10 protein-coding genes are annotated in these 11,490 nt (G+C 42.1%); 1 reads left to right on the top strand and 9 read right to left on the bottom strand.

The features are described 5' to 3' along the window. Positions 1-8: 8 nt before the first annotated feature. The 3 genes from KXQ82_RS18260 to KXQ82_RS18250 are packed head-to-tail and all read right to left on the bottom strand — an operon-like array spanning position 9 to position 1,656. Positions 9-602, bottom strand: a complete 594-nt coding sequence (locus KXQ82_RS18260) for a hypothetical protein (RefSeq protein WP_219489978.1) — start codon at positions 600-602, stop codon at positions 9-11. Next, positions 589-1,083 carry an RNA polymerase sigma factor gene (locus KXQ82_RS18255; RefSeq protein WP_219489977.1) on the bottom strand — a complete coding sequence of 165 codons (495 nt, stop codon included), beginning with the start codon at positions 1,081-1,083 and terminating at the stop codon, positions 589-591. Before KXQ82_RS18255 ends, KXQ82_RS18260 begins: the two co-directional genes overlap by 14 nt. 45 nt (positions 1,084-1,128) lie before the next feature. After that, on the bottom strand, positions 1,129-1,656 hold the full coding sequence (locus KXQ82_RS18250; RefSeq protein WP_219489976.1) for a hypothetical protein: 528 nt from the start codon (positions 1,654-1,656) through the stop codon (positions 1,129-1,131). 156 nt (positions 1,657-1,812) lie between these two features. Between KXQ82_RS18250 and KXQ82_RS18245 the strand changes: the two genes are divergently transcribed. After that, positions 1,813-3,183: a dicarboxylate/amino acid:cation symporter gene (locus KXQ82_RS18245; RefSeq protein ID WP_219489975.1), complete on the top strand. Its 1,371-nt coding sequence runs from the start codon at positions 1,813-1,815 to the stop codon at positions 3,181-3,183. 4 nt (positions 3,184-3,187) lie between these two features. Here KXQ82_RS18245 and KXQ82_RS18240 read toward each other — a convergent pair whose 3' ends face one another. From KXQ82_RS18240 to topA, 6 genes are all read right to left on the bottom strand, one after another. Then, positions 3,188-3,892: a 3'-5' exonuclease gene (locus tag KXQ82_RS18240; protein ID WP_219489974.1), complete on the bottom strand. Its 705-nt coding sequence runs from the start codon at positions 3,890-3,892 to the stop codon at positions 3,188-3,190. Between the two features lie 263 nt (positions 3,893-4,155). After that, positions 4,156-4,560 (bottom strand): hypothetical protein, encoded by a 405-nt coding sequence (locus tag KXQ82_RS18235; RefSeq protein WP_219489973.1) that lies wholly within the window; start codon positions 4,558-4,560, stop codon positions 4,156-4,158. Continuing rightward, positions 4,538-5,110: a hypothetical protein gene (locus tag KXQ82_RS18230; RefSeq protein WP_219489972.1), complete on the bottom strand. Its 573-nt coding sequence runs from the start codon at positions 5,108-5,110 to the stop codon at positions 4,538-4,540. The genes KXQ82_RS18235 and KXQ82_RS18230 overlap by 23 nt, the downstream gene beginning before the upstream one ends. 32 nt (positions 5,111-5,142) lie before the next feature. Then, entirely contained in the window at positions 5,143-6,144 is a 1,002-nt protein-coding gene (locus KXQ82_RS18225) for a PorP/SprF family type IX secretion system membrane protein (protein WP_219489970.1), read from the bottom strand. Further along, positions 6,141-8,720, bottom strand: a complete 2,580-nt coding sequence (locus KXQ82_RS20000; protein ID WP_219489968.1) for a T9SS type B sorting domain-containing protein — start codon at positions 8,718-8,720, stop codon at positions 6,141-6,143. The genes KXQ82_RS18225 and KXQ82_RS20000 overlap by 4 nt, the downstream gene beginning before the upstream one ends. A gap of 259 nt (positions 8,721-8,979) precedes the next feature. Beyond that, positions 8,980-11,394 (bottom strand): type I DNA topoisomerase, encoded by a 2,415-nt coding sequence (topA, locus tag KXQ82_RS18215; protein ID WP_219489966.1) that lies wholly within the window; start codon positions 11,392-11,394, stop codon positions 8,980-8,982. Positions 11,395-11,490 lie beyond the last annotated feature (96 nt).

Below are 11,490 nucleotides of genomic sequence, written 5' to 3'. Positions count from 1 at the left end.
TTTTGAGGTCAAATTTCAAACTGCCCTTTCAACCTTTCCAATCTTTCAACTATCAGGTTGATCTTCTCTTCTTCGCTTTTAACGATGCGTTGTTTGAGATAGAACGTACATATCAGGAACCAGCTTAGCGTTAAGGTATAAACTACTATTTTACCAATGATAGTTGCATCTTGCAGTACTTCTAAAAAGTAAAGTGTTAACCCTACGCTTAGCAGCATCACGTAAGTATAATACAGGTTACCATACAACCTGGCGCGATTTTTTTGGTATTGTTTTAAGTCTTCGAGGTATTCGGTAGGACTGCTTGTAGCATCGCGTTTGTGGATGATGCGGTAATCCCTTATCATCATCAGCACATATAATAACATAGTTAGCACCATAATAAACAGGCCAACGTACGTTACCCACGATTGAAATACCGAGAAAAACAATACTGCAAAGCTGTTCACTAAGGCAACTATCATCGCAACAATTCCCCACATCAGCTTACGGCTAAGGCCGCTTATCCCTTTCTTCACTTGTTTCAGTGCCTCATCCACCGAAAGCTGGTCGTTAACAGGCTGTGCCTGCCATACCGACATGATATGCTCAAAGTCTTTCATAGTGGTTGTATAAGTCGGTTAACTTTTGTTTGATACGATATATTTTAACCCGCAGATTGCCTTCGGATATGCCGGATATGTCTGCTATCTCGGGGTAGGGCAGTTCATCTAACACCATGGTAATGATAATTCTTTCTGATTCTTCCAATTTAGATATGCACTTGTATAACAAGGCTACCTGCTCATTCTTCTCACTAAATTCCTCTTGCTTTGTTTCGGCCAGTAATGGTGTAATCTCTTCTTTACCCTGTCGCTTTTCCGATCGCAGGTAAGTTAAACATGTATTAACGGCGATACGGTATATCCAGGTAGATATCATGGCCTGATTTCTAAACTTATCCAGGTTTTGCCACACTTTCAAAAAAGTTTCCTGTAGCAGGTCGTTAGCGGCATCATCATCGCCGGTATAACCATAGCATAAATGGAATATCTTTTTTGAATTAGCTTCGAATACCTTTTTAAAGAGCTCCTCTTTGGCCACTTAGCAGATGTTTTTTAAATTTTAGATGCACTAATATAACAAATGTTACAGTATTAAATCGTGTTTATACAACCAGGGCAGGCGGGCAACGGCTTCATCAACCAATGTGTCAAACTCCTGGTTATAGTCAAACTGCAAGTCTTCATGCAATTTTACAATGGCTTTCTTTGTTTTTTCGAGTTGTTTTACCAGGATAAGGCGTAGTGGTTTGTGCGATGTGCGCCTGTCAATATACTCCACATAGTTCCGACAAAAGGAGAGCAGTAATTCAACCTCAACCTGTTTTGATCCTGTAAATTTGATGTACTTATTAATGAGCTTTAATGTTTTGCGCAAGGCTTTGGTAGCGGTATAGCTATGCGATGGTACCTGGCTCATAGCCAGCCCAATATCATGCTTAAAGTTCTCAGCGAAAGCTAGCTCATCATCAGCATCGAAGAGTAAATAAGCCAGCAGTTCTTTGTTCTCTTTTTTATAACGGGCCATGCGCAGGCAAAGCTCAATGGCTTGCTTATCGTTAAGCTGGGCAAGCTCTTTTTTTATCTCCTGCAGGCTGTATTGTTTAATGCTCATATTAATTTCAGCAAAATAGTGATTATCGCTCATGTGGGAAGATGAATTTGTCAGGAAATTTTTCAACCTTGCTAATATCCCCGGCTTTGAACGATTCATACCCACTAAACACGTCGAATTGAAATTTTGTTATATTTTAGTACTTTCAAAATTAACATGACCAAAAACAAACTAACCCTTTATATTTTCGTGGCATTGGTTGCCGGCGTTATTGCCGGTTACGTTTACAATATAACCATCATTAAGCCCTTTAATGATAAGATAGCCGCAGCTGAAACAACCATCCGGAGTTTGGATAATCAAATAATATCTTTAAAAGATACTACGGTAGCCCAATACAAAGCGCTTAAAACAGAGAAGGCGGCACAGCAAAAACTTAAAAAAGAAGCAGACGGTAAACGTGAGGATAAACTTGAAGGTTTTACCATCATCAGTGATATATTTTTGCGCCTGATAAAAATGATAGTAGCGCCATTGGTGTTTACCACACTGGTAGTTGGGGTTGCCAAGGTTGGCGATATCAGCGCGGTAGGGCGTATTGGCGGTAAAACTATGCTTTGGTTTATCACCGCTACGCTGGTTTCGTTGCTGTTGGGTATGCTACTGGTTAATATTTACCAACCCGGCAGCCATATGAATATCCCTTTGCCCGATAGCCATTTAGGTACGGATATTAAAAAGTCAGCTTTATCCTTACGGGATTTTGTCGGCCATGTTGTTCCGCGCAGCTTTATCGAGTCGATGGCGAATAATGAGATACTGCAGATCGTGGTGTTCGCGATATTCTTCGGTATTGCAACTGCAGCCGTTGGAGAGCAGGGTAAGATCATTATCAAGGCCATGGATGCCATTGCCCATGTGATCATGAAAATCACCAACTACGTAATGAAGTTGGCCCCATTTGCAGTATTTGGCGCCATTACAGCCATTGTAGCTAAACAAGGGTTGGGTATCATATCAACATATGCGGTGTTTATTGGCGAGTTTTATTCGGGCTTATTGATCCTGTGGCTTATCATCATATTCGCGGGTTATGTGTTCCTGAAAAAGCGTGCCTTTACCTTGGTAAGCAGCATAAAAGACGCCATGATCATTGCTTTCAGTACCTCAACCAGCGAAGCAGCTTACCCCCGTGTATTGATTGAATTAGAGCGTTTTGGCTGTAAGGATAAGATAGTAAGTTTTGTATTGCCTTTAGGGTATTCCTTTAACCTGGATGGCTCTATGATGTATATGACCTTCGCTTCACTATTCATCGCGCAAGCTTATAATATTCATTTACCAATGGGCCAGCAACTTACCATGTTGCTGATACTGATGCTCACCAGTAAGGGTGTAGCCGGTGTACCACGGGCATCATTAGTAGTAATTGCAGGTACTATAGCCACTTTCAATATTCCTGAAGCTGGGTTAGCCTTGTTGATAGGTATTGATCCGTTATTAGACATGGGCCGTTCTGCAACCAACGTACTGGGTAATGCAATGGCAACGGCAGTAGTAAACAAGTGGGAGGGAGAGGAAGGCTAATCACCTACACATAAGTGATGTTTTCATCCAATATCAAGTCCTCATACCTGAACCTGCGGAGTAATTGGGCCGTGGCTACCACATCCTTTTGGCAATAGGTACAAATACGTTCAAGCGCGTTCTCTACCCAGTATACATGGCCAACCTGGCTGCCATCTATATCGTCTTTCGGGGTGGGAATATTAAATATTTCGGTAAGCAGGTTTAACGAGGTGTAGCTTTTATAATCGCCAAACTTCCAAAGTTCCATCGTATCCAGGTGGCCTACTTCCCAGGGCTTTTTACCGGCAATCTGTAATTGATCGGGTATAGCTATCCCATTGATCATCATGCGCCTGCACAGGTACGGAAAATCAAACTCTTTGCCATTGTGGGCACACAACAACAAGGTTTTAGGCTGTTTCTTTAGTAAGATGCAAAATTGTTTCAGCAAAACAGTTTCATCATGGTCGGCGAAGGATTTTATACGCAGCCCTATAGTATCTCCAGGAGTAAATATACCTACCGATATACAGATGATCTTACCAAACTCGGCCCAGATGCCCGCACGCTCGTAAAACTCATCGGGTGTTTCATCTTTACGCTGGTATTGGGTTTTGGCAGCCCAAAGTTTTTGTAAACCGTCCGGTACCTTATCAAACTGTGGGTATTGTGGTACAGTTTCAATATCTAAAACCAATACATTTTGCAGGTCTATCTGTTCAAGCATGGTTAAAAATAAAACAAAATTCTGTTTTCTGTACCAAATCCTAACTAAATCGTCAGTTTGTTTTAACCTAATGTATCAGGCTGCCGTATAATAGGTTATGTGGCACTTTAATTGCTGCAATTTAAATATGAAAATGATCATCCCGATATTTCAAAGCTGGGGCAGGTTGCTTTTACAACATCCAAAAATTTGTTTGTTGAGCAATCGTTGAAAGCCATATAATTCGGATACATCTGTCCGTGGGTGGATAGATATGCTCTTTTCTACAATATCATCACACCGGGCTTATTTAGCACCGGCAATTTAATAAAGTTAGAGTCTACAATACTTTCAGGTAAAAAGATAAATTTCTTATCATAAATGTGACCATCAATATAGTAGCTGAGCCAATACTCATTGGTTAGCCCGAAGGTTTCTTCGTCAATTGGTTCAATTAACGTATAACCACCGCTTAATATAACAGGGAACATGTGGCGCAGGGTAGAGGTTTTTACCTGTTCGCCATTTTTTTCGCCATAGCCCCGCGATGTGATGAGTACATTATCTATAGCTTGCTTTTTCAGGTTGATGAGGTAAACGTACCATATTTTGCTTTCAATATTTTCACGTTCCAGTGCAACGGCAACGGCAATATCTTCAACAGTATTATCGGGAAGGTCTTTTTTCATTAATTGCTCTTGTTCTTTTTAACGGCTTTTTTTTAACCGTTTTTTTGAGAGCAGGTTTTAATTTTATTGCATTTTGAATGCTGGCAAATTGCTGCGACAAAAAAGACGGGTTATTTACCTCCAAAGTTGTCAAAATTTGACCATTTATATCATATAAAAGTATACTTTTTACCTTCAATTCACTTAGTGTGGCCATTGTGGTGTCCGTCAGTATAATATGGAACTTGTTGGAGTGAAATTTAGGATTGTCAATATACTGGGTGCCATTATCAATCAACTGAGCAGAAAAGTTTAAGCTTGTATCTGCTGCTGATAAAAAAACTACTTTAGCTGCTTTGGCCGAGGTACTATTGGTATATATAAAATCAAGTGTGTAAGTTGGTTTAGCCGTGCCTGTTCCAACTTGTTCTGTAAGTATAGATAAGCTTTCGTAACTATCGCCGGTACGGTTATAGGTGTAAAAATCACCCGTTTTAACGCTTTTTACATTTCCGTTGATTAACTGTTTAGTGCTGTATTGGGCAAATGTACTATTCCCAATAAAAAGCATATTCAATACAATAAGTATTTTGTATGATGTATTTAAAACCTTGGGCATATTGGAGCTTTTGAAGAGTTTGAGCCTAATTTATAAATAACAGATACTTCGAAAGTTTGCGGACTAAAACCAAAACTGGTGGAAGAGGGTATCCCGTAGTCCAACCCAATGCTTATCTTGCGGTAATCTGCTCCGATATATGGGATAAAAGAATTGTGTAAGCGTTGCCACAGGCCAACGTATAAACCTAATATTTCGTTGTTAGGGTATAGTTTCAAGCCGTACGCGGCACCGTAAATAGCATCAGTTGCATCAGCCTGCTGGTTATAATAGCCACTAAATAAAACTGATGATACATCGTTGAATATAAACTCGCCGCCTCCGTGTAAAACCATGCGCATGGGTACGATTGCCCCATCTGCATAGTAAACGGTTTCGTTAGGCTTGGTGATATGGTACAGCGATGCTCCTGCATAGAAGTTAGCTTTATCAAAATGCGCTGCGTATAATAAACCGGCATTTAAATCAAAGTACTGGCTTTTGCCGCCCGCGTTGCCAAATGTAGAACCGGGCATAGAGAGGTCGAACCCTTTGCCATTAAATTGCGATGCAAATGATAGCTGTGAGTAATCCAGATATTTATCAGTATAGTTGAATTGTACGCCTAAACCAAGCGTTTGCGCACCCTGGTAGTCAAGGCTTTTATGGTATGCTGTTGAAAAGGATAAATAATTACTGTGAAGCGCCCCGGCCACAGATCGTTCAAATACGCCGGATAAACCAATTGAGAATACATCGTACTCATCAATGCGGTCTTTCATCAATTTAGTATCAATAAAAACGCTGGTGCTGTTATAGTTATAGCCTACATTCCACCATTGCTGCCTTTCGTTAAGGCCCACACGCATGTCACCATCAAAAAAGCCGGTGTTTGCAGGGTTATAACTTAAAGGCGAAGCATAGTATTGAGAAAATGTAGGATCCTGTGCTTTAGCGATAACGCAAATGCAACAGGCCACCATCGTTATAATAAAGCACTTTCTCATTTTAATAGCAGTGTATTGCCCGACCGGTGAACCAGGTTGTCTGTATAATCGTATCCTTCGGCCATCCAGGTATAGGTTTCAAGGAACATAGTGCCTTTAAACAAGCCATCCCAACCTTTATCAATACTCAGGTCGTTAGTTTGATATACCAGGTTACCCCATTTGTTATATATTTTGAAAATCGTAAACTTTTTAATCGCAATAAGGAAAGGAAACAACCTGTTGTTAGTCCCCTGGGTTGGCGTAAAAGCTGTTGGTACTTTAATATCGGGCAGGTCGGCCACAATTACATCTAAAGGCTTAATGGTATAACAACCGTATTTGTTGGTTCCTTTTATATAGTATGTACCATTGTCGTTAATATTCTTGTAGTTTGGCAATGGGATGGTACCGTTAGCATCTTTCCAATACGTAAACTTCAAATCCGGCGAACTGCCTTTTGTTATTGCAGCCAAAGTAATATCTGTTGTGCCGGGCTTGTATATTTTATGAGGCTCAGTTAATATTACTACCGGCAAATTGTGTACAGTAACCAATACCGGCTTAACCACTTCACAACCAAATGATGTTGTTGCTTTAATATAATAAATACCGCTATCTGCAACAGCAGTGGGGCTTGGTAGAGGGGTAGTGGCGGCTGCATCTTTCCAGTAGGTGTATTTTGCCACATCGGTGCTGCCTGCTGTTACGGCCGCTTTGGTAATGTCAACAGTTTCGGGTATGCAAACAAAAGGAGGGTCGGTTACCACCAAAACAGGTAAGGGGTTATTGGCTGCGGTAACGGGTTGAATAATCTGGCAACCGTTATTGTTAACTGCTTTTATATAATATATACCTGCAGGTACAGCAGTAGGCGGATCTGTTAACGCTACGGTGGCGTTTGCATCTTTCCAGTAAGTTAAAGTCAGGTTCGGGTCGCTTCCTTGTGTAACAGCCGCAGGTGTAATATCAATTGTGCCGGGGTAACATACGTGTGGCGGGTTTGTAATAGTTAACACCGGTAACGGATAATGGCTTAATGTAACCGGTTTTACAGTAGAACAACCTAACTGATTTGTGCCTTTTATATAATAAGTTGTAACAGTGGCTTGTGCTGGGTTATTTAATGGTACAGTAGCGTTTGCATCTGTCCAATAAGTTAAAGTCAGGTTCGGGTCGCTGCCTTGCGTAATATACGCAGGTGTAATATCAACCGTGCCCGGATAGCATACCGGCGTAGGGTTGGTTATATTTAATACCGGCGGTGAATAGTAGCTTAACGTAATTGGTTTGATAACAGAACACCCTAACTGGCTTGTGCCTTTTATATAATAAACACCGGCAACAGTTAGCTGGGCTGCATTAGTTAATGGTACGGTAGCGTTCGCGTCTTTCCAATACGTGTAAGTTAAAGCGTACGATGCTGTTTTAACGTATGCGGCCGGGGTAATATCTGTAGGTGTACCCGGGCAGCTTAATGGAGGGTTTGTAACCGTGAAATTAGGTATTTGATTAATAAATACATTTACGGGCATAAGTTCTGAGCAGCCGGAAGGGGAAGCCGCCTGTATATAATATTTACCTGATGCCGTAACTGATTCGGGATTGGTTAGGGTAACCGTGGCTGTGGAGTCTCTCCAATAGCTGTATATCAGGTTTGCATCACTACCCGCTGTAATTGCCGGGGCTGTTAGATCAACCGTAGTTTGTGTACAACTGCCCGGCGGATCGGTAATTTTAAACGTAATGGCAGGCCGGGCATGTACGGTAGCAACAACACTATTAGTACACCCAAACCCCACGTAAGGGAAAACATCCAATACATATTGCGTAAGATCGGGCGGTGGGGGGGATAGTACCAGGCTACGGCTGGTAGAGTCTATTAACACAGATTTATCCGCGTTATACCATTTGTATTTTGCAAAACCGGCGGGGCCGTTAAGTACCGCGGTTGTTGAGCCGATGCAATAATCGGTACCCATAACTAATGATGAGCAATTACTTTGTACATCAATATAAGCATATCCAAAATGCCCGCCCGCTGTACAATCGGCAGTTGTAAATTCTAACCTGATCTGTTTTCCCTGGTAACCGGCAAGGCTTAGGGTTACCGGAGTCCAGTCTTTATAAAGTACATCGCCTGTTCCGAGCTTAAAGCCGGGTAAATTGGCAGTTGCCACATAATCAAAAGATCCGCAGGTGATATAGGTATTGCTGGCTATGTCTAAAACTTTGGCGGTAAACCTTGGTTGTTGATCAGCCGAGTGCTTTGGATCTTCCAGTACAATAGCGTATTGATAAGTGATCTGATAATCGGCGGCATTTTGAGGTACAGTAAATGTGTACGTTACACGTTCTGCCTGTGCGCCGGTGCCGCTATTTCCTAATTTTATGCAATATTTACTACCATCGGGTGGGGTTATTGCAAAACCTCCATATAAGTCTTTTAATGAAGATTTAGGAACTATGGCATGTTGAGAGCTATTGGGGTTTACCACGCCGCCCATTGTAATTACGTTTTTTCCGCCGGGATTTGTGGTGTTACCAACGTAACATTGCCAACCGGTAAACGTACCCGTTTCAAAATCAATATTCACAGGACATTGGGCATGTACGCTGTTAAAACAAAATAGTGCAAGGACTAAGGCAATAAGATATGCTTTTTTATAGCATGAGGAATGTTGTGTAAAGCTTTGCAAGCAAATATTATTAAATTGAACTAATAGTTTAAAAATAACAGGGCGCAGTTTGTAACTGCATACTACCTGTAAAATTAATTATGTTTAATGATATATACGCAAAAAAGCATATATTTTATTATATGTTAATACAAAATATACACTTATAAACTAGAAATTACTTTTTCTTAGCTGCTTTTTTAGCTGCAGGTTTCTTTTTAGCAGGGGCTACTTTTGCCGGAGCGGCTTTTTTAGCGCCAAAACGTCCCGGTTTTTTAGGTTCCTTTTCGGCTATTTCTGCCAGTGCCTTGCAGTCTTCAAAAGTCAAGGTATTAGGGTCCTTATCTTTAGGTATTTTGAGGTTAAGCTTACCAAACTCAATGTAGGGCCCCCAGCGGCCGTTCAATATCTTCACATCAGGGTCTTCTTCAAAAACCTTGATCAATCGTTCAGCGTCGCGTTTACGCTTCGCTTCAATGATCTCTATCGCCTGTGTTTCGGTAACATCATGCGGGTCAAGTTCTTTAGGTAAAGAGTAAAAAGCGCTGTTATGGCGTATATAAGGGCCAAATTTACCAATGGCTACCGTCATATCTTTTTCCTCGTAAAAACCTACCTTCTTTGGCAGCCTGAACAGGTTCATGGCTTCTTCTAAAGTGATGGTCTCTATCATTTGTCCTGCACGCAGGCTTGCATAAGCAGGTTTTACGGTGTTGCCACCTTCTTCTTTGCTCTCGCTTTCGCCTAACTGTACAAACGGGCCGTAGCGGCCAATGCGTACCGATACAGCTTTGCCGCTTACCGGGTCAATACCCAGGTCGCGTTCGCCGGTTGCACGTTCAGCTGTTTCTTTTGTGCTCTCCACTTCAACATGGAAAGGCGTGTAAAAACTGCGGATCATGTCTGTCCACTCGGTTAAGCCTTGTGCTATCTCATCAAATTGTTTTTCAACCTTGGCGGTGAAGTGATAATCAACAATTCCCTTAAAGTGCTGCACCAAAAAGTCATTCACTACGGCACCAATATCGGTAGGGAATAATTTTGACTTTTCGGCACCTGTATTTTCCGTTTTGGTTTCTTTTGTAATGGCTCCGTTTTGTAGCACTAAGGTGCGGTAAGCCCTCACTTTGCCTTCACGGTCTTCCTTAACTACATACCCACGGTTTTGCACAGTAGAAATAGTAGGAGCGTAGGTTGATGGTCGGCCTATGCCTAATTCTTCTAATTTCTTTACTAAGCTTGCCTCGGTATAGCGTGCTGCCGGGCGCGAAAAACGCTCCGTAGCGGTCATATCCCGTAAGGTAAGCACCTGGCCTTGCGCCAATGGTGGCAGCATGGCGTTATCGCCATCTTCTGATAGCTCAGTTTCCTCATCCTCATCTTTCGATTCGAGGTATACTTTTAAAAAGCCGTCAAACTTCATTACCTCGCCGTTGGCAATCAAGTCTTCGCTGCGGGTTGATATGTCGATCTTAGCGGTTGTCTTTTCAAACTGTGCCTCGCTCATCTGGGATGCTATTGCACGCTTCCATATCAGCTCGTATAAGCGACGTTCTGACGCGTCGCCGTCGGTGGTGTGGTTCTCAAAGAAGGTTGGCCTGATGGCTTCGTGAGCCTCTTGAGCTCCTGCCGATTTAGTTTTGTATTTACGTACCTGGTGGTATTTATCGCCATAGGCAGATATGATCTGCTTGCGCGATGCTTCGAGGGCGGTATCCGACAGGTTTACCGAATCGGTACGCATATAGGTGATCTTACCATACTCATACAGCTTTTGTGCCAGCTGCATGGTGCGCGATACGGAGTAGCCTAATTTACGACTGGCCTCTTGTTGTAATGTTGATGTAGTGAAGGGTGCTGCCGGGCTGCGTTTTGTAGGCCTTGTCTCCAAACTCTTTATAGCGAAGTTGGCAGCAATACAATCCGTCAAAAATTTCTCCGCGTCTTCCTGTTTGCTGAAACGTTCAGATAGTTCCGCTTTGAAAGCTTCTTTACCCTTGCCAAATATGGCAACGATACGGAATGCAGCTTCGGAGCTGAACTTGTTGATCTCACGTTCGCGGTCAACTATCAGCCTCACTGCTACTGATTGTACGCGGCCTGCCGAAAGTGATGGTTTAACCTTCTTCCATAAAACAGGGGAGAGCTCAAAACCTACCAGCCTATCTAAAACGCGGCGGGCCTGTTGGGCATATACTAAGTTGTAATCTATTTTACGAGGGTTTTGAATAGCTTTTTCGATAGCGCCTTTGGTGATCTCGTGGAAAACGATACGTTTTGTGGTGGCATCCTTTAATCCTAAAGTATCAAACAAGTGCCACGATATGGCTTCTCCCTCGCGGTCCTCATCGGATGCGAGCCATACCATTTCGGCCTCCTTAGCTAATTTCTTTAACTCGCTAACCACCTGCTTTTTATCGGCAGGTACCTCGTATTTTTGTTCGAAATTTTTGTTGATGTCGATCGCGTCTTCCGATTTGACAAGATCGCGGATGTGGCCGTAACTCGACTTAACAGTAAAATCTTTTCCAAGATATCCCTCTATGGTTTTGGCTTTCGCCGGAGACTCTACGATGAGTAAGTTTTTAGCCATTTATCAAGTTTTTTTGCAAATAAAGCATAAAGAATGTGAAACACAAACTTTAAATTGGGTTATTAAGTTATAAAGTTATTAGGTTATTGGGTTGTT

It is taken from the genome of Mucilaginibacter rivuli, from assembly GCF_019391655.1.
GTDB classification, from domain to species: Bacteria; Bacteroidota; Bacteroidia; order Sphingobacteriales; family Sphingobacteriaceae; genus Mucilaginibacter; species Mucilaginibacter rivuli.
The sequence above is the reverse complement of the archived record's forward strand: the minus strand, read 5'-3'. Positions and strand labels throughout refer to the sequence as shown.

Excerpts from the sequence above, each read along its gene's own strand:
- KXQ82_RS18260 (WP_219489978.1), bottom strand. The coding sequence starts at position 602 with ATGAAAGACTTTGAGCATATCATGTCGGTATGGCAGGCACAGCCTGTT.
- KXQ82_RS18250 (WP_219489976.1), bottom strand. The coding sequence starts at position 1,656 with ATGAGCATTAAACAATACAGCCTGCAGGAGATAAAAAAAGAGCTTGCC.
- KXQ82_RS18245 (WP_219489975.1), top strand. The coding sequence starts at position 1,813 with ATGACCAAAAACAAACTAACCCTTTATATTTTCGTGGCATTGGTTGCC.
- KXQ82_RS18240 (WP_219489974.1), bottom strand. The coding sequence starts at position 3,892 with ATGCTTGAACAGATAGACCTGCAAAATGTATTGGTTTTAGATATTGAA.
- KXQ82_RS18235 (WP_219489973.1), bottom strand. The coding sequence starts at position 4,560 with ATGAAAAAAGACCTTCCCGATAATACTGTTGAAGATATTGCCGTTGCC.
- KXQ82_RS18230 (WP_219489972.1), bottom strand. The coding sequence starts at position 5,110 with ATGCTTTTTATTGGGAATAGTACATTTGCCCAATACAGCACTAAACAG.
- KXQ82_RS18225 (WP_219489970.1), bottom strand. The coding sequence starts at position 6,144 with ATGAGAAAGTGCTTTATTATAACGATGGTGGCCTGTTGCATTTGCGTT.
- topA (WP_219489966.1), bottom strand. The coding sequence starts at position 11,394 with ATGGCTAAAAACTTACTCATCGTAGAGTCTCCGGCGAAAGCCAAAACC.